General features: G+C 76.6%; 19 protein-coding genes and 1 pseudogene. 6 read left to right on the top strand and 14 right to left on the bottom strand.

Annotation, left to right across the window (positions count from 1 at the left end):
• Positions 1-68: 68 nt before the first annotated feature.
• Positions 69-1,061: a DNA polymerase III subunit delta gene (gene holA / locus ACI79G_RS17590; RefSeq protein WP_456882399.1), complete on the bottom strand. Its 993-nt coding sequence runs from the start codon at positions 1,059-1,061 to the stop codon at positions 69-71.
• A gap of 334 nt (positions 1,062-1,395) precedes the next feature.
• Positions 1,396-2,814 (bottom strand): annotated as a pseudogene (locus ACI79G_RS17585) (ComEC/Rec2 family competence protein); the annotation flags it as partial.
• Here ACI79G_RS17585 and ACI79G_RS17580 point away from each other — a divergent pair.
• A complete protein-coding gene (locus tag ACI79G_RS17580; protein WP_456882398.1) occupies positions 2,767-3,249 on the top strand; it encodes a hypothetical protein in 483 nt (160 codons plus the stop codon). The pseudogene ACI79G_RS17585 and the gene ACI79G_RS17580 sit on opposite strands and share 48 nt — an antisense overlap.
• A gap of 254 nt (positions 3,250-3,503) precedes the next feature.
• Here the strand turns inward: ACI79G_RS17580 and ACI79G_RS17575 are convergent, their stop codons facing one another.
• The 8 genes from ACI79G_RS17575 to ACI79G_RS17540 all read right to left on the bottom strand — a co-directional run bounded on the left by ACI79G_RS17575 (position 3,504) and on the right by ACI79G_RS17540 (position 11,152).
• Positions 3,504-4,331 carry a ComEA family DNA-binding protein gene (locus ACI79G_RS17575; protein WP_456882397.1) on the bottom strand — a complete coding sequence of 276 codons (828 nt, stop codon included), beginning with the start codon at positions 4,329-4,331 and terminating at the stop codon, positions 3,504-3,506.
• 135 nt (positions 4,332-4,466) lie between these two features.
• The gene (locus ACI79G_RS17570; RefSeq protein ID WP_456882396.1) at positions 4,467-5,366 is read right to left on the bottom strand and encodes a DegV family protein; all 900 of its coding nucleotides are present in this window, start codon (positions 5,364-5,366) and stop codon (positions 4,467-4,469) included.
• A 50-nt stretch (positions 5,367-5,416) separates the two neighbouring features.
• Positions 5,417-6,148, bottom strand: coding sequence for a histidine phosphatase family protein (locus tag ACI79G_RS17565; RefSeq protein WP_456882395.1), 732 nt, complete (start codon positions 6,146-6,148; stop codon positions 5,417-5,419).
• A complete protein-coding gene (rsfS, locus tag ACI79G_RS17560) occupies positions 6,145-6,693 on the bottom strand; it encodes a ribosome silencing factor (protein WP_456882394.1) in 549 nt (182 codons plus the stop codon). The genes ACI79G_RS17565 and rsfS overlap by 4 nt, the downstream gene beginning before the upstream one ends.
• Positions 6,690-7,448 (bottom strand): nicotinate-nucleotide adenylyltransferase, encoded by a 759-nt coding sequence (nadD, locus tag ACI79G_RS17555; RefSeq protein ID WP_456882393.1) that lies wholly within the window; start codon positions 7,446-7,448, stop codon positions 6,690-6,692. Before nadD ends, rsfS begins: the two co-directional genes overlap by 4 nt.
• Before the next feature lie 115 nt (positions 7,449-7,563).
• Positions 7,564-8,982, bottom strand: coding sequence for a vWA domain-containing protein (locus ACI79G_RS17550; RefSeq protein ID WP_456882392.1), 1,419 nt, complete (start codon positions 8,980-8,982; stop codon positions 7,564-7,566).
• Entirely contained in the window at positions 8,982-9,869 is an 888-nt protein-coding gene (locus ACI79G_RS17545; RefSeq protein WP_456882391.1) for an AAA family ATPase, read from the bottom strand. The genes ACI79G_RS17550 and ACI79G_RS17545 overlap by 1 nt, the downstream gene beginning before the upstream one ends.
• Positions 9,870-9,895: 26 nt before the next feature.
• Positions 9,896-11,152 carry a glutamate-5-semialdehyde dehydrogenase gene (locus tag ACI79G_RS17540; protein WP_456882390.1) on the bottom strand — a complete coding sequence of 419 codons (1,257 nt, stop codon included), beginning with the start codon at positions 11,150-11,152 and terminating at the stop codon, positions 9,896-9,898.
• A 74-nt stretch (positions 11,153-11,226) separates the two neighbouring features.
• Here ACI79G_RS17540 and ACI79G_RS17535 point away from each other — a divergent pair, with 74 nt between their 5' ends.
• The 4 genes from ACI79G_RS17535 to ACI79G_RS17520 all read left to right on the top strand — a co-directional run bounded on the left by ACI79G_RS17535 (position 11,227) and on the right by ACI79G_RS17520 (position 14,452).
• The gene (locus ACI79G_RS17535; protein ID WP_456882389.1) at positions 11,227-12,180 is read left to right on the top strand and encodes a metal ABC transporter solute-binding protein, Zn/Mn family; all 954 of its coding nucleotides are present in this window, start codon (positions 11,227-11,229) and stop codon (positions 12,178-12,180) included.
• Positions 12,177-12,962 (top strand): metal ABC transporter ATP-binding protein, encoded by a 786-nt coding sequence (locus ACI79G_RS17530; RefSeq protein ID WP_456882388.1) that lies wholly within the window; start codon positions 12,177-12,179, stop codon positions 12,960-12,962. The genes ACI79G_RS17535 and ACI79G_RS17530 overlap by 4 nt, the downstream gene beginning before the upstream one ends.
• 1 nt (position 12,963) lies before the next feature.
• Positions 12,964-13,986 carry a metal ABC transporter permease gene (locus ACI79G_RS17525; protein WP_456882387.1) on the top strand — a complete coding sequence of 341 codons (1,023 nt, stop codon included), beginning with the start codon at positions 12,964-12,966 and terminating at the stop codon, positions 13,984-13,986.
• Between the two features lie 73 nt (positions 13,987-14,059).
• Positions 14,060-14,452, top strand: coding sequence for a Fur family transcriptional regulator (locus tag ACI79G_RS17520; RefSeq protein WP_091220040.1), 393 nt, complete (start codon positions 14,060-14,062; stop codon positions 14,450-14,452).
• Between the two features lie 4 nt (positions 14,453-14,456).
• Here ACI79G_RS17520 and ACI79G_RS17515 read toward each other — a convergent pair whose 3' ends face one another.
• A complete protein-coding gene (locus ACI79G_RS17515; protein WP_456882386.1) occupies positions 14,457-14,903 on the bottom strand; it encodes a MarR family winged helix-turn-helix transcriptional regulator in 447 nt (148 codons plus the stop codon).
• 69 nt (positions 14,904-14,972) lie between these two features.
• Here ACI79G_RS17515 and ACI79G_RS17510 point away from each other — a divergent pair, with 69 nt between their 5' ends.
• Positions 14,973-15,632 carry a maleylpyruvate isomerase family mycothiol-dependent enzyme gene (locus tag ACI79G_RS17510; RefSeq protein ID WP_456882385.1) on the top strand — a complete coding sequence of 220 codons (660 nt, stop codon included), beginning with the start codon at positions 14,973-14,975 and terminating at the stop codon, positions 15,630-15,632.
• A 45-nt stretch (positions 15,633-15,677) separates the two neighbouring features.
• Here ACI79G_RS17510 and ACI79G_RS17505 read toward each other — a convergent pair whose 3' ends face one another.
• The 3 genes from ACI79G_RS17505 to ACI79G_RS17495 form a co-directional block, all read right to left on the bottom strand.
• Positions 15,678-16,070, bottom strand: coding sequence for a type II toxin-antitoxin system VapC family toxin (locus ACI79G_RS17505; protein WP_456882384.1), 393 nt, complete (start codon positions 16,068-16,070; stop codon positions 15,678-15,680).
• On the bottom strand, positions 16,067-16,288 hold the full coding sequence (locus tag ACI79G_RS17500) for a type II toxin-antitoxin system Phd/YefM family antitoxin (RefSeq protein WP_091220030.1): 222 nt from the start codon (positions 16,286-16,288) through the stop codon (positions 16,067-16,069). Before ACI79G_RS17500 ends, ACI79G_RS17505 begins: the two co-directional genes overlap by 4 nt.
• Positions 16,289-16,351: 63 nt before the next feature.
• Positions 16,352-17,134, bottom strand: coding sequence for an isocitrate lyase/PEP mutase family protein (locus tag ACI79G_RS17495; RefSeq protein WP_456882383.1), 783 nt, complete (start codon positions 17,132-17,134; stop codon positions 16,352-16,354).
• Positions 17,135-17,139: the final 5 nt, after the last annotated feature.

The following is a 17,139-nucleotide window of genomic DNA, read 5'->3' as shown; positions in this document are numbered from 1 at the left end:
GGCAGGGGTCCTCCCCCGGGGAGCGAGGAGGACGGGGTCCTTCCACGGTGCGGGTCGGGGGTCCTCTCTCAGCCGCGGACGCCGCGGCCGGTGTCCCGGCGGATGGCGACGATCCGCCGGATCGCCCGCTCCAGCGCGTAGTCCGCGCTGGCCGCCGCGCCCTTGACGTCGGCGTTGAGCTCGGCGGCCACGCCGATCGCCTGCTGCAGGCCGTCGATGCTCCAGCCGCGCGCCTGCGACTGCGCCCGCTTGACCTTCCACGGCGGCATCTTCAGCGTGCGGGCCAGGTCGCCGGGGTTGGAGCTGCGCACCGAGGAGACCCGGGCCGCCGTCCGCACGCCGTCGGCGATCGCGTCGGCGATGAGGACGTGCGCGACACCGCGCTGCAGCGCCCAGCGCAACATCTCCAGGGAGCCCTGCCGGTCGCCGACGAGCACCCGCTCGGCGACGGTGAAGCCGGTGACCTCGGCCTGGCCGCGGTGGAAGCGGGCGACCGCGTCGGCGTCGACCGTGCCGCCGAAGTCGGAGACCAGCTGCGTGGCGGCGGACGACAACTGCCGCAGGTCCGCGCCGACCGCCTCGACCAGCGCCGAGGCGGCGTCCGGGGTGATCCGGCCGCCGGCCGAGCGCACCTCGTTGCGCACGAAGGCGATCCGGTCGCCCACCGAGCTGACCTTCGGGCAGTCGTCGACGGCCGCACCCGCGGCGGTGAACGCCTTGACCAGGGCCTCGTTGCGCTTGCCCCCGGAGTGCACGATCACCAGCGTCAGGTCCGGGTCCGGGTCCTTCGCGTAGCCGGTGAGCGCGTCGGCGAGCGCGGCAGCGGCCTCGTGCACCCCGGTGACGACGACCAGCCGGTGCGTGCCGAACAGCGAGGGCGCCAGGACGTCGGCCAGCTGGCCCACCGGCAGGCCCTGCGCCGGCAGGTCGTGCAGCTCGGCGTCGGGGTGGCGCTCGAGCACGGCGGCCCGCACGGCGGAGACGGCGCGCGCGCGCAGCAGCTCCTCCTCCCCCACCACGGCGCGCAGGCGGGAGGTCGGTGCGGGGGGTGCTGCGGCCACACCGGCATGGTGTCACGCGGGACCGACGCTCCCGCCGTCCCGCGCGGGGTCCCGGCCGACCGTCGGCCGTCCCGGCGTGCGGCTCCCCCACCGCACCGGACCGCCCGGTCGCAGTGGCACCGGTGCTCGTCCCGCGGACCGCCACGCCCCACGCGCCGGCACCGCCGACCACGGCCAGGTCGCCCTCCCGGTCGGTGCGGTGCACCCGTGTCCCCTGCTGCGCCAGCCAGGACAGCACCCGCGCCGTCGGGTGGCCGTAGGTGTTGTCCGCGCCCACCGAGATGAACGCGACGCGTGCCCCGGTGGCGCTGAAGAAGCCGCGGTCGGCGTCGGCGCTGCCGTGGTGCGGCACCTTGAGCACGTCGGCGCGCAGGTCGACCCGGCGAGCGACGATCCGCGCCTCCATCGCGCCGCTCAGGTCGCCGGTGAGCAGCACCCGGATCCCGCGCTGGGTCACCCGGACCACCAGCGAGAGGTCGTTGGCCGGCACCGCGGCGGTGGCGACCTCCGGCGGCGGGGCGAGCACCTCGACGGTCGCCGTCCCCACCGTCCTCCGGTCGCCGGGGACCAGGACGGCGCGTTCGGCACCGGCCCGCCGCGCCGCCGCGTCCAGGGCGGCGGCCCGGTCCTCGGCCGGGGAGAGCGTGCCGGTGGCGACGACGCCGACGTCCCGCCCGGACAGCGCCCCGGCCAGGCCCCCGGCGTGGTCGGCGTCGAGGTGCGTGACGAGCACCAGGGGCAGCGTGTCGATGCCCAGCCGGTCCAGGCAGTGGTCGACCGGACCGACGTCGGGCCCGGCGTCCACCAGCAGGCCCTCCCCCGGCGCGGTCGGCACCACCAGCGCGTCGCCCTGGCCGACGTCGCAGGCGACGAGGACCGTCCGCTCGGGCGGCCACCCGCGGGCGACCTGCCGCAACGGCCACCCGAGCACCACGACGCCGAGGAGCGCCGCGAGCGCCAGCGGCCGGGCCCGCGGGAAACGCCACAGCAGCCAGCCCAGCGCCAGGAGCAGGACCGTCAGGAGCACCGCGCCACGGGTGCCGGCCGGCCAGCCGGTCGCACCGTCGGGCAGCGCCGCCGCGCGCTGGGCCACGACCACCAGCCACCGCACCGGCCACCCGGACAGCCAGACCAGCGCCTCGCCCAGCGGCGGCACGACCGGGAGCGTGACCGCGGCCAGCAGGCCGAGCACGGTCGCCGGGGCGACGGCCGGCGCGGCGAGCAGGTTGGCCGGCAGCGACACCGGGCTCACCAGCCCGGAGAGCCCCGCCACCAGCGGCGCGGTCGCCAGCCCCGCGGCCGCGGCGACCGCGACCGCGTCGGCGAGGAGCGGCGGCCAGCCGCGGTGGCGCAGGCGGCGGGACCAGCCCGGCGCCAGCAGCACGATGGCCGCGGTGGCCGCGACCGAGAGCGCGAAGCCGGCGTCCCGGGCCAGGCCGGGATCGAGCAGCAGCAGCACGACGACGGCTGCCCCGAGGGCCGGCAGCGCCGCGCGGGAGCGCCCGGTGGCCAGCGCCAGCAGCGTCACCGCGCCCATCGCCGCGGCCCGGACCACGCTGGCGCTGGGCCGGGCCAGCACCACGAACCCGGCCAGCGCGACCACCGCCACGAGCGCCTGCACCCGCCGGTCGACCGCCCGGCGCCGCAGCGGCGCGAGCACCCCGGCCAGCACGATCGCCACGTTCGCACCCGACACCGCCGTCAGGTGCGCCAGCCCGGCCCGCCGGAAGTCCTCGACGAGCACCGGGTCCATCGCCTGCGTGTCCCCGACGACCAGGCCCGGCAGGAGCCCGCCCGGCTGCGGTCCGAGGACCCGGACGGCGGCCTCGCGCAGCCCCTCCCGCAGCCCCCCGGCGGCCCGCTGTACCGCCGACGGCTCCCCGACCGGCACCGGCGGCGCCCGGGCCGACAGCTGCGCCACCACGCCCTCCTCGGCGGCGGCCGGGGCGACCGCGGCGCGGACCCGGACCACCTGGCCCGGCAGCAGTCCGCGCCACTCGTCGGCGGTGCCGAAGAGCACCACGGCGTCGTCCAGCCGGGTGCGCGTGCCGCCGTCCTCCAGCGCGGTGACGGTGGCCTCGACGATGACGCGCGGTGGCCCCACCCCGCGCACCGCGGTCGGGTCGCCGTCGAGCTCCACGACCAGCTCGAGCGTCCGCCGTCCCTCGGCCACCCCGGCCAGCGGTGAGCTCTCCCGCGCCGCCTCCCGCACCGCCGCGGTCGCCGCGGTGACGGCCAGCGCGGCCAGGACGCCCAGCAGCACGACCGCCGCCGGCGACCGGCTGCGACGGGCCACCGCGACCGCGGTCAGGGCGGCCACCGGCACCGCGCCGGCCAGCACCGGGACGGGCAGGAGCGGGGCGAGCAGGGTGGTGGCCCAGACCGTCGCCGCCGCGGGTGCGAGCCGCAGGTCGAGCCACGACCAGCGCTCCCGGGCCGTGCTCACACGGTCACCAGCTCGGCGAGCTCGGCGTAGGTGGCCGGGCCGATGCCGGGGACGTCGTCGAGCTGCTCCACGCTGCGGAAGCGCCCGTTGCGCTCCCGGTGCTCGACGATCCGCTGGGCCAGCACCGGGCCGATGCCCGGGAGCGCGTCGAGGTCGGCGGCGGTGGCGGTGTTGAGGTCGACCGGCCCACCCCCGCCGGCTGCGCCCGAGCCGTCGGCAGCGCCGCCGGCCACCCCCGCTCCGGGGACGCCGACCGCCACCTGCTGGCCGTCGGAGACGACCGCGGCGAGGTTGACCGAGGCCGGGTCGGTGTCCGGCAGCAGGCCACCGGCGGCCGCCACCGCGTCGGCCACCCGCGCGCCCTCGGGCAGGGTGACCAGCCCCGGGCGGGCCACCGAGCCCACGACCGAGACGACGACCGTGGCCGCCGACCCGGCCGCCACCCCCACCGACGGCGTCGCGGCGGGCTCCTCCCCCGCGGGTGGCCCGGCCGGAGCCGGCTCGACGGGCGCCGGCTGCACCTGCGGACGGTCCAGCCACGTGCCGCCGACCACGAGGAGCGCGGCGAGCAGACCGGCGACCCACAGCGACCAGGCGGCGCGGCGGCCGGGGGCCAGCCGGACGGCGCTGCCCGGCACGCGGTGCCGCCCGACGCCGGCCGGCAGCCCGTCCTCCGCCGCCGTGGTGGGGAACTGCTCCGGCCCGGGGTCGGGATCGGGGTCGTCGTCGGGTACCCAGCCGGGTGGGCGGCTCTCATGCAGCAGGGCCCGCAGCCGTTGCCGGATCAGGTCGGCGTCGTCGCTGCGGCGGGGAGGGAGGCGCACCGGCGCGACGCTAGGGAGCTGCGGCCCCGTCAGGCGGGCCGCCGCGGGACTGTGGACAGCCGCGGCCGCTGTGGACCGCGAGGGCCGGCCTGGCGCCCGGAGGGGCACGCTGGGCCGGTGCTCCGCCCGTGCCCGCTACCGGTCCCCCGCCTCCCGCGGACGGTCCGCGACGTCGGACGGCTGCGCGGGCACCGCCGGTGCCACGACCAGACCCACCGCCCCTGGCCCCACGTGCGCGCCGATCGCCGCGCCGAGCTCGCTCACGTAGAGCTCGCGCAGGTCGGGCAGCCGATCCTCGAGGTCGGCGGCCAGCCGCTCGGCCCGCTCCGGTGCGGCCAGGTGGTGGACGGCCACCATCACCGGCCTGTCCGCAGCGGCCTCCACCCCGCGCTGGACGAGGCGGACGAGGGCCCGGGCCGTCGTGCGCACCTTCTCCAGCGGCACCACCCGGCCGTCGGCGACGTGCAGGACCGGCTTGACCGACAGCGCGGTGCCGATCATCGAGGCGGCGTGCCCGATGCGCCCACCCCGGCGCAGGTGCTCGAGGGTGTCGACGGCGAACAGGGTGCGGGTGGCGGCGGCGGTGTCCCGGGCGGCCGCGGCCACGGTTGCCATGTCCTCGCCGCGCGCCGCCGACCGGGCCGCGGCGAGCACCGCGAACCCGTTGCCCATCGCCGCGGAGCGGGAGTCGACGACGGTCACGATGTGCTCCCCGACCTGGGCGGCGGCCAGCCGGGCGGCGTCCACCGTGCCGGAGAGCTCCGCGGAGAGGTGGACCGAGACGATGCGGTCGGCCCCGGAGTCCAGGCGCCGGCGGTAGGCGGCGACGAAGTCGCCGGGCGTCGGCCGGGAGGTCGAGACGCGCTGGCCCCGGACGCCGAGCGCGCGGGCGACGTCCGCCGGGCCGATGTCGTCGCCCTCGCGGCCCGAGTGACCGGCCATGACGACGTAGAGCGGGACGACCTCGACCGCGTACTGCTCCAGCAGGCGGGCAGGCAGGTACGCCGAGGAGTCGGTGACCACGGCGACGGACACCCGGCGAGGCTAGCCCGCGCCCTCCCGCGTCCGACCGGCCACGGCGGGGATCACAGTGCGTCGGCGTCCTGCGGAGGGCCCGGCGCCCCCTCCTCGGGGCTGGCGCCGGCGTCCGGGCGACGCCCGGCCGGCTGCGGCGGCGGAACCGGGCCGTCGGCCAGTTCGGGTGCCGTGGTGTTGTGCCGCAGCAGCCGCCACCGGCCGCGCTGCTCGGCCAGCTCGCTCCAGGCGCAGTTGGCCAGGGGGCCCAGCACCCGGTGGTGCTCGGGGCCCAGTCCGAGCAGCGCCTCGATCAGGCGCGCGGAGGTCCCGCCGTGGGTGACGAGGACGGCCGCCGGGGCCTCGGGCAGGTCGCGCAGCGCGGCCAGCGCCCGCGCCGGCACGTCAGCGGCCTCCTCACCGCCGCGGCCCACGATGGGCCGCCCGGCCAGCCAGTCGGCGTACTGGTCGGGGTGGCGCTCGGCGACCTCCTCGCGGGTGAGTCCCTCCCAGGAGCCCATGCCGACCTCACGCAGCCGGGGCTCCAGCCGCAGCGGCACCCCCAGCACGTCGGTGAGCGCCACCGCGGTCTCGGCGGCCCGGCCGAGGTCGCTGGAGACGACGATCGTGCCCTCCGGCATGGGCGCGGCCACGTGCGGAGCGGCCCGCAGCGCCTGGCGGCGGCCCACCTCGTCCAGCGGCGGGTCCAGCTGCCCCTGGAAGCGGCCCACGGCGTTCCACTCGGTGCGCCCGTGCCGCCAGAGGACCAGCCGCGGCACGGGCAGCGCCTGGACGTCGCTCACCGGCCGGCCGTCTCCGGCGCGGACGGGCCCCCGTCCTCGAGCGGACCGCCGTCCGCCGTTCCCCCGTCCGCCGCGCCCCCGTCCGCCGGCTCGGGCGCCAGCGGGGTCGGGTCGGCGCTGGCCGGGTCGACGTCGTCGGCCGACAGCGTCGCGGTGCCGGTCGCCGCCCCGTCGCCCTGCGGTGTGGCGCGGTCGACGAACGGGATCGTCGGGCAGTCCTTCCAGAGCCGCTCGAGGGCGTAGTAGGCGCGCTCCTCGGCGTGCTGCACGTGGACGACGACGTCGACGAAGTCGAGCAGCACCCAGCGCGCCTCGGCCACGCCCTCCCGGCGCACCGGCTTGACGCCGTGCTGCCGCAGGCGCTCCTCCACCTCGTCGACGATCGCCTGCACCTGGCGCTCGTTGGGAGCCGACGCCAGCACGAAGGCGTCGGTGATGGCCAGCCGCTCGCTGACGTCGACGATCGCGACGTCGGTCGCCAGCTTGTCGGCGGCGGCCTGCGCGGCCAGCAGTGCGGTCTCCCGCGCCTCGGTCGAGGCGGTCATCGGGGTACCTCCTGGAGATCGGTGGTCGGTGGTTCGGGAGGCGTGCCCTCGGTCCGGGAAGCCGTCGCGGGTGGCCGGTCGTAGGTCGGGCGGTCCCCGGACGGGGGGTCGTCGCCGGGGACGCGGCGAGGCGCGATGCCCTCGCGTGCGAGGGCACGGGCATCGGCGCCCGACCGGTACAGGCCGCGCTTCTCGATGTACTGCACGACGCCGTCGGGGACCAGGTACCAGACCGGCATCCCGCGGCCGACCCGGTCGCGGCAGTCGCTGGAGCTGATCGCCAGCGCCGGCACCTCGACCAGGCTGACCGCTCCCTCCGGCAGGTGGGACGCGCCCAGGTCGAAGCCGGGGCGGGTGACGCCGATGAAGTGCGCGAGCTCGAAGCAGCGGTCGCTGTCGCGCCAGCTGAGGATCTGCGACAGGGCGTCGGCGCCGGTGATGAAGAACAGCTCGTCGTCGGGCCGCTGCCGCTGCAGGTCGCTGAGCGTGTCGATCGTGTAGGTGGGGCCACCGCGGTCGACGTCCACCCGGCTCACCGAGAACCGCGGGTTGGAGGCGGTGGCGATGACGGTCATGAGGTACCGGTCCTCGGCCGGCGCCACGTCGCGATCGCTCTTCTGCCACGGCTGGCCGGTGGGCACGAAGACCACCTCGTCCAGACCGAAGAGGACCGCCACCTCGCTCGCCGCCACGAGGTGCCCGTGGTGGATGGGGTCGAACGTCCCGCCCATCACCCCGACCCGCCGACCTGCCACCGATCGAGCGTATCCGGGCCGTCCGGGGCCGGCCCGCGAGGACCGACCCCGGACAGCGGCACGGGGCCTCCCCGCCCGGCACCCACCGGGTCCGACGGGTCCCGGCCAGGTACACCTAGAGCGTGGTGACGAAGTCCGCGAGCTGGGCGGCGTTGCGGCACTCGACCATGTCGACCACCTCGCCGTAGCGGTCGGCCGCGGAGTCGCCGCTGCCCCACAGCCGGCGCGGCTCGGGGTTGAGCCAGTGCGCGGAGCGGGAGCGGCGGACCAGGTCGGCCAGCACCGGCAGGCCCGGCGGGCGGTAGTTGGTGCGGCCGTCCCCGAGCACGAGCAGCGACGTCTTCGGCCCGACCGCCGAGGGCCACCGCTCGGCGAAGACCTCGAACGCCGTCCCGTAGTCGCTGTGCCCGTCGAAGCCGACGACGTCGGCCTCCCGCCCGATCCGGGCGACCGCGTCGGCGACGTCCGCACCGGGGCGGAAGAAGCGGGTCACCTCGTCGGTGGAGTCGACGAAGGCGAACGCCCGCACACCGGAGAAGTGCTCGCGCAGCGCCTGGGTCAGCATCAGGGTGAAGTGGCTGAAGCCCGCCACCGAGCCGCTGACGTCGCAGAGCACCACCAGCTCGGGCTTGTGCACCTTCCGCGGCCGGTGGTGGGTCACCACCGGCACGCCGCCGGTGCCCAGCGACGCCCGGACGGTCTTGCGGAAGTCCAGCCGGCCCTCCCGGCCCAGCCGCCGGCGCGCCGAGAGCCGCACGGCCAGCCGCCGCGCCAGCGGGGCGACCGTCCGGCGCAGCTCGGCGAGGTCCGCGGCCTGGGCGCGCAGGAAGTCGACCTGGTCGGCCAGCGGGCGGACCGCGTTCTTCGCCACCTTGTCCCGGCCGCGCTCGGCCGCCGTCCGCCGCCGGACCTCGGCCTCCACCGCGGCCCGGAAGGCGGCCAGCCGCTCGCGCACCGTCTGACGGGCCACCTGCTCGGCGAGCCCACCGCGTTCGGCGTCCCCGAGCAGGCCGGCCAGCAGCCGGGCGACCAGGGTGTCCGGTGAGAGCGCCCGCATCACCCGGTAGCTGAAGAAGGACTGGCCCGACGGCGACGGCGCCGTGCGGCCCAGCTGGTCGACCGCCTCGCGGGCGAAGCGGCGCAGCGCCTCCTCGTCGCCGTCGAGCAGCAGCCGGGACAGCTCCTCGCGCATGAGCTCCGCCAGGTCCGCGCCGTCGGGCAGGTCGAGGGTCGACTCCCCGGACTCCCCCGGCTCCCCGCCGGGCTCGTCGTCGGTCGCGGGCGGCCGGTCGGACAGCGGCCACCACAGGTCGAACAGCACGTCGTAGGCGGGCCGCTGCGCCGCCCGCTGCAGCAGCACCGCCGCCAGCCCGTGCCGCAGCTGCTCGCGGTCGAGCAGGTCGACCACGGTGAGGATCTCGGCGGCGTCGACGGCCTGGCTGATGCCGACCGGGATGCCGGCGTCGCGCACCGCGCGGACGAAGCCGTCGAGGTGCCCGGCGAGCCCGCCGGACCCGGGAGCCGGGGCCGACATCAGTTCAGCCGCAGCTCGGCCGCGGCCCGGTCCTGGTCGCTGGCGTGCTTGAGCACCACGCCGAGGGTCGACCGCACGGCCTCCCCGTCGAGGGTGTCCAGGCCCAGCTCGAGCAGCGTCTGCGCCCAATCGAGGGTCTCGGAGATCGATGGCGACTTCTTCAGCTCCAGCGCGCGCAGCGCCCGCACGGTGCGCACCAGCTGCTCGGCCAGGCCCGGAGCGAGGTCGGGCACCCGCGACAGCACGATCTCCCGCTCGCGCTCGGCCGACGGGTAGTCCAGCGCCAGGTACAGGCAGCGCCGCTTGAGCGCCTCGGACAACTCGCGCGTGGCGTTGGAGGTCAGCACCACCATCGGCCGGCGCGCCGCGGTCACCGTGCCGAGCTCGGGGATCGTCACCTGGAAGTCGCTGAGCACCTCCAGCAGCAGGCCCTCGACCTCGACGTCGGCCTTGTCGGTCTCGTCGATCAGCAGCACGGTCGGCTCGGTGCGCCGGATCGCGGTCAGCAGCGGGCGGGAGAGCAGGAACTCCTCACCGAAGATGTCGTCGTGGACGGTGCTCCAGTCCGCGCCGTCGGTGCCCTGCGACGCCTGGATGCGCAGCAGCTGCTTCTTGTAGTTCCACTCGTAGAGGGCCCGCGCCTCGTCGAGGCCCTCGTAGCACTGCAGCCGGATCAGCTCCGCCCCGGTGGCCGTCGCCAGCGCCTTGGCCAGCTCGGTCTTGCCGGTGCCGGCCGGCCCCTCGACCAGCAGCGGCTTGCCCAGCCGGTCGGCGAGGAAGACCGTCGTCGCGATCTGCGCGTCGGGCAGGTAGCCGGCCGTCGCCAGCCGCTTGCCGACGTCGCTGACCGAGGAGAACTGCGGGGACTGCGACGGCGGGCGGGGCATGCGGCTCCTGTCAGCGGCGGGGCCGGTCAGCGGCGGGTGTGACCGCTGCCGGTGACGACGTAGGTCGTGGAGGTCAGCTCCGGCAGTCCCAGCGGACCGCGGGCGTGCAGCTTCTGCGTGGAGATGCCGATCTCGGCGCCGAAGCCGAACTCCCCGCCGTCGGTGAACCGGGTCGAGGCGTTGACCAGCACCGCGGCGGCGTCCACCCCGGCGGTGAAGTCGGCGATGGCGCGCGCGGAGTCAGCGACGATCGCCTCGGAGTGCCCGCTGCCCCAGCGCTCGATGTGGTCCAGCGCGTCGGTGAGGTCGTCGACCACGCGCACGGCCATGTCCATCGACAGGTACTCGGTGGCCCAGTCCTCGTCGGTCGCGGGGACGACGGCGTCGTGGGCGGCCTGTGCGCGGTCGTCCCCGTGCAGCGTCACGCCGGCGTCGGCCAGCGCGGACAGCAGCCGGGGCAGGAACGCGACGTCGCGGTGCACCAGCAGCGTCTCGGCGGCGTTGCAGACGCTCACCCGGTGGGTCTTGGCGTTGAGCACGATGGCCTCGGCGGTCGCGGGGTCGGCCGAGGCGTCGACGTAGACGTGGCAGTTGCCCTCGCCGGTCTCGATGACCGGCACCCGCGCCTCGCGCACCACGCGCTGGATCAGCGATGCCCCGCCGCGCGGGATCACCACGTCGACCAGGCCGCGGGCGTTCAGCAGCTCGCCCACCGAGGCGCGGTCGGCGGGCAGCAGCTCGACCGAGCCGGCCGGCAGCCCGGCCTTCTCCGCCGCCTCGGTGAGGACGGCGACGAGTGCGGTGTTGGTCCGGAACGCCGAGGCCGAGCCGCGCAGCAGCGCCGCGTTGCCGCTCTTGAGGCACAGGCCCGCGGCGTCGACGGTCACGTTGGGCCGGGCCTCGTAGACGATGCCGACCACGCCGAGGGGCACCCGGACCTGGCGCAGCTGCAGCCCGTTGGGCAGCGTCGACCCGCGGACGACGTCGCCGACCGGGTCGGGCAGCGCGACCAGCTGGCGCAGCGCGTCGGCCACGCCGGCGATGCGGCCGGCGTCGAGCCGCAGCCGGTCGAGGACCGAGGCCGGGGTGCCGTCGGCCGCGGCGGCCGCCACGTCGGCGGCGTTGGCGGCGAGCACCTCGTCGGCGCGCTCGACCAGCGCGTCGGCCATGGCACGCAGCGCGGCGTCCTTGGTGTCGGTGGGCAGGGTGCGCAGCACCCGGGCGGCGGCGCGGGCGCGCAGCGCCGCGGCCCCGATCAGCGGCAGGCCGGAGACGTCGGACACGTCCGCGAGCCTACGCGGGCGGGCGAGGGCCTCCGGCCGGCTCGCGCGGCGGCGCATATGTGAGAATGATTCCCATGAACACGTGGACGGCGCGCGCCGTGACCGCAGCCACCGCCTCGGCCGCCGCTCTGGCGCTGGCCGGGTGCGGGGGCGACGACGCGACCGCGGGCAGCACCGGCGGGGACGGGCTCACCGTCGTCGCGGGCTTCTACCCGCTGGAGTGGGCGGCGCAGCGTGTCGGCGGCGACCGGGTCGACGTCTCCTCGCTGACCCCGCCCGGCGCCGAGGCCCACGACCTCGAGCTCGCGCCGCAGGACGTCGCCGCGGTCGCCGACGCCGACCTGCTCGTCTACCTCGACGGCTTCCAGCCGGCGCTCGACGAGGCCGCGCAGAACGAGGCCGCCGACACGGCGTGGGACGCCGGCCAGGCCGCCGACCTCGTACCGACCGCCGAGGAGGACGCCCACGAGGGCGAGACCGCCGAGGAGCACGCCCACGAGGACGGCGCGGTCGACCCGCACTTCTGGCTGGACCCGGTGCGCCTCGCCTCCGTCGGCGACGCGCTGGCCGACCGGCTGACCGAGGCCGACCCCGACGGCGCGGCGACCTACGAGCAGAACGCGGCCGCGCTGCGCGCCGACCTCGAGGCGCTCGACGCCGAGATGCAGGCCGGCCTGTCCGGCTGCTCGGTGGGCACCCTGGTCACCGGCCACGACGCCTTCGGCTACCTCGGCGACCGGTACGGTCTCGAGGTGGTCGGCATCAGCGGGCTGAGCCCGTCCGCCGAGCCCAGCCCGGCCGCCCAGGCCGAGATCGCCGAGCTGGTCCGGGAGCGCGGCATCACCACCGTCTACACCGAGACCCTCGTCGACCCGGCCGTCGCCGAGACCGTCGCGAGCGAGGCAGGCGTGCGGACCGCCGTCCTCGACCCGATCGAGGGGCTGACCGACGAGTCGGCCGGCAGCGACTACCTCGAGGTCATGCGGGCCAACCTGGCCACCCTGCAGGAGGGGCAGTCCTGCTCATGAGCGCCGTCCGGCTGCGGGACGCCCGCATCGGCTACGGCGACGTCGCCGTCGTCCAGGGCGTCGACCTCACCGTGGCCGACGGCGAGGCGGTCGCCGTCCTCGGCTCCAACGGGTCGGGCAAGACCACCCTCGCGCGCGGGCTGCTGGGGCTGGCCACCGTGCTCGGGGGTGAGGTGGAGGTGCTCGGCGCCCCGGTCGGGCGGCCGCGCGAGCGGGGCCGGATCGGCTACGTGCCGCAGCGGCACACGGTCAGCGGCGCGGTCCCGGCGACGGTGCGCGAGGTCGTCGGCGTCGGCCGGCTGGCCCGCCTGGGCCCCTTCGGCCGGCTGCGCCCGGCCGACCGCGCCGCGGTGCAGGACGCCGTCGCCGCCGTCGGGCTGGCCGACCGGCTCGGCGACCCGGTCGCCTCGCTCTCCGGCGGGCAGCAGCGCCGGGTGCTCGTCGCCCGCGCCCTGGCCGCCGAGCCGGAGCTGCTGGTCATGGACGAGCCCACCGCCGGGGTGGACGCCGCGAGCCAGGACGCCCTGGCCGCCGTCCTGGCCGACGTGTCGGCCACCGGCACGACCCTGCTGGTGGTCACGCACGAGACCGCCGCGCTGGCCGGCGTCCTCACCCGCGCGGTCGTCGTCGACCACGGCCGGATCGCCTACGACGGCCCGCTGACCGGGGCCGCGGCCGACGCCGGCGCCGGCGGGCACCACCACCCCGAGGGCACGGGCCTGCCACCCTCGCGGGGGTACCGCCAGGACCAGCCCCGGGTGACCACGGACGGAGGGCGGTGACGTGGAGGTCCTCGAGTACGACTTCATGCAGCGGGCGCTGCTGGCCTCGCTGATGGTCGGCCTGGTCGCGCCGGCGGTCGGGGTCTTCCTCGTGCAGCGCCGGCTCTCGCTGCTCGGCGACGGCCTGGGGCACGTGGCGCTCACCGGCGTCGCGATCGGCGTCCTCACCTCGACCGCCCCGGTCGGGACGGCGCTCGTGGCCGCCGTGCTGGGCGCGGTCCTCATCGAGCTGGTCCGCGCCCGCGGCCGCACCAGCGGCGACGTCGCCCTCGCCGTCCTGTTCTACGGCGGCATCGCCGGCGGCGTCGTCCTGCTCAGCCTCGCCCCCCGCGGTCAGGCCACGAACCTCGAGGCCTACCTGTTCGGCGCCATCACCACCACGACGACCGCCGACGTCGCGGTCTTCGGCGTCATCACCGTCGTCGTGCTCGGCGTCGTGTGGCTGCTCGGCAGCCGGCTGTACGCGGTCAGCGACGACGAGGAGTACGCCCGTGCGGTGGGCCTGCCGGTCCTGGCGCTCAACGTCGTGCTCGCCGCCCTGGTCGCGGCGACCGTCGTCCTGTCCATGCGGGTGGTGGGCCTGCTCCTGATCAGCGCGCTGATGATCGTGCCGAGCGCGGTCGCCCAGCAGCTGGCCCGCAGCTTCCGCCAGACGGTGTACCTGGCCTGCGCCATCGGCCTGGTCACCAGCGTCGCCGGCACGACCGCCTCCTACTACACCGGCACCCCGTCCGGCGGCACGATCGTGCTGCTGGCGATCGCGCTGTTCCTGCTCGCCACGGCGGCGGTCGCGCTGCGCGAGGCGACCGCCCGCCGCCGGCACCGGCGCCGCGCCGAGGTGCACGCCGCCCACCCGCACGAGCACGGCGCCGGCTGCGGTCACCCGGCGGTGCCGCACGGCGACCACGTCGACTACGACCACGACGGCCACCTGCACGCCCCGCACCGCACCGGCGCGGGCGTGCACTACGACGAGCACGGCGAGCACGCGGCGCCGCCTGCGGGGACGGGGGGACGTGCGTGACCGAGCTCGCGAGGTCACCCATGGGTACCGCACCGTCGGGCACGACGACGACGAGCGCCGGCGAGGAGGTGCCGTGACCGAGGGTCCCCGCCGGCAGACCCGGCAGCGCAGCGCCGTCCTGGCCCTGCTCGACGACCAGGAGGGCTTCCGCACCGCCCAGGACCTGCACGCGCTGCTGCGCGAGCGCGGCGACGCCGTCGGTCTCGCGACGGTCTACCGGGCGCTGCAGGCCCTGGTGGACGACGGCCTGGTCGACGTGCTCCGCAACGAGGGCGAGGCCGCCTACCGGCGCTGCTCGCCGGTGCACCACCACCACCTGGTGTGCCGCTCGTGCGGACGCACCGTCGAGGTGGCCGACCCGCCGGTCGAACGCTGGGCGGCGAAGGTGGCCGCCGAGCACGGGTTCGCCGACGTGCAGCACCAGCTCGAGGTCTTCGGCACCTGCGCGGCCTGCGCCGCCCGCTGAGCGGTCAGCGGTAGGGGTCGGTGACCTCGCGCAGCCGCTCGAGCGCCGCACGCAGCTGGGCGGCGACCTCCTCCCCCAGGTGGGCCGCCCACTCGGCCTCCACCTCCGCCTCGACCCGGCGGGCCACCGCGACCACCTGCCGGCCGCGCTCGGCCATCTGCACCAGCCGCGCCCGTGCGTCGGTGGGGTCGGGCACCCGGCGGACGTAGCCGGCGCGCTCGAGCTGGTCGACCAGGTGGCCGGCCGTCTGCTTGGTCACGAGCGCCTGCTCGGCCAGCGCGGTCAGTCGCGTGCCCCCCGGTGCGATCCGCGCGACGATGCGGCCCTGCGCGGTGGTGATGTCGTCGAACCCCGCAGCGGCCAGCGCCACCAGCAGCCGCGCCTCCAGAGCCCGGTACGGGTAGAAGCAGAGCAGCCCCAGGTTCTGCCGCTCCCCTGCCGGATCGGTCACAGCACCCCTTGACGATGGTCAGATGATCTGACGGAATGGTCAGAACATCGTACGACCGGTGGAGGGGTCATGGACCTCGACGACATCTGGCGGACCATCGACGCGGAGCGGTCGAGCCTGGCCGACCTGCTCGACGACCTCTCGCCCGCCGAGTGGACCGCGCCGTCGCTGTGCGACGCCTGGCGGGTGGGCGACGTCGCCGTCCACCTCACCCAGGCGCACATGGGACTCCGGGAGGCGCTGGTCGGGGCGGTCCGCGCGCGCGGCAGCTTCGACCGGATGATCCGCGACGCCGCACTGCGCGCCGTCCCGCTCCCGCCCGAGGAGTGCTCCCGGCGGCTGCGCGCGATGGTCGGCTCGCGGCGCACGGCCCCGTTCATCTCCCCCGTGGAGCCGCTCATCGACGTCCTGGTGCACGGGCAGGACATCACCGTGCCGCTCGGCCGCGACCGGCCGGTGCCGCCGCTCCCCGCGGCGGTCGCGTCCCGGCGGGCGTGGGAGATGGGCTTCCCGTTCCACGCCCGCCGACGGCTGGCCGGCCTGCGGCTGGTCGCCACCGACGGCGACCTCGTCCTCGGCGCGGGGGCCCCGGTCGAGGGCACGACCGGCGACCTGCTGCTGCTGGTCACCGGCCGCAGCGCCACGGTCGACCGGCTCTCCGGCGAGGGCGCCTACCGACTTGTGGCAGCACCGGGCCACCGCGACGGCTCGCCGAGGAATCCGGCATGACCGGCGGCCAGCCTGGGACCGATGCTCCGGGTCGCACCCCCCGGCTCACCAGAGAGTGCGGATGGCGGGGAACTCCGTGAGCGCAGCGTCACTCGTGACGACGGTCAGGGACTCCAGCAGCGCCTGAGCGACGATCACCCGGTCGAACGGGTCGCGGTGGGACCACTGGAAGGTGCCGGCGGTGAGCGCGTGGTGCCCGGTGATCGGCAACTCCTCCGCCCGCAGCCTGGTGAGGTGCTCCCGGTAACCGCTGACCACCGCGGCAGCGCCCTGCAGCTTGCCCAGCCTGTGCTTCGTGGCGATCTCCCAGGCACTGGCCGCGGAGACGTACACGGTGGTGTCCGGCGCCCGTACGGTCGCGAGGGTCTGCGCGGGGATGCGTACCGGATCCAGCAGGACCCACAGCAGGGCGTGGGTGTCGAGCAGGAGCGTGGTCACTCCCACCGGGCCAGTTCGTCGTCCGACAGCGGCTCGAAGAAGGTCTCGGGGACAGAACCCGCCACGAAGCCGACGGGGCGGGGTGCAGGCTCGTCGACCGGCACGAGACGTGCCACCGGCCGGCCGCCCCGTGCGATGACGACCTCCTCGCCACGCTCGGCGGCCGCGAGCAGCTGGGACAGCCGCGTCTTGGCCTCCTGCACGTTGACGTGGGTCATGCCCCCACGGTAGAGCAGGCCGATCAGCTTGGCCAGGTCTGCTTGGCCAAGCTTACGTGAGGCTCAGTTCAGCGCGCGGGTGCCCGCGGGGAGCGTGCCGCCCGCGACCATCTCGGCCGCGGCGTCCTGCAGCGCGGTCAGCGCGACCCGCTGGGTGAAGGGGCCGGTGGAGACGCGGGCCACGCCGAGCTCCTGCATCTCGCGGGCCGGCAGCGAGGCGCCGGGCACGCTGATCAGCGTCAGCTTGTTGCGGCCGAGGCCCTCGACGACGGCGGCGATCTCGTCGCGGTCGACCAGGCGCGGGACGAAGACGACCGGCGCGCCGGCCTCGAGGTAGGCGCGGCCGCGGCGGATCGCCTCGGCGACGAGCTCGCCGCGGTCGGCGCCCTCGGCGGCGCGGACGAAGGTGTCGGTGCGGGCGTTGAGGACGAAGTCGATCCCGGCGTCCCGGCCGGCCCGCAGCACCGCCTCGACGGCGGCGACGGCCTCGTCCAGCGGCTTCATCTGGTCCTCGAGGTTGCCGCCGACGACGCCGAGCCCGATGGCGCGGCGCGCGGTCTCGCCGGGGTCCCCGTAGCCGGCCTCCATGTCCATGCTCACCGGCAGGTCCACGGCGGCGGTGATCCGGCCGACCATGTCCAGGTGCAGGTCGAGCGGGATGTTCTCGCCGTCCTCGTAGCCGAACGTCGCGGCGATGCCGTGGCTGGCGGTGGCCAGGGCACGCACGCCGTCGGTGGCGGCCACCACCTGGGCGGAGACGACGTCCCACACGTTGGCGAGGACCAGGATCTCCGGGGCGGTGTGCAGGTCGAGGAGGGTGCGGGCGCGGGTGGCGAGGTCGGTCACGGCGG

Source organism: Geodermatophilus sp. SYSU D00779 (assembly GCF_054050595.1).
Note: the sequence above shows the minus strand (reverse complement) of the source record. Positions and strands in the feature narration are given on the sequence as shown.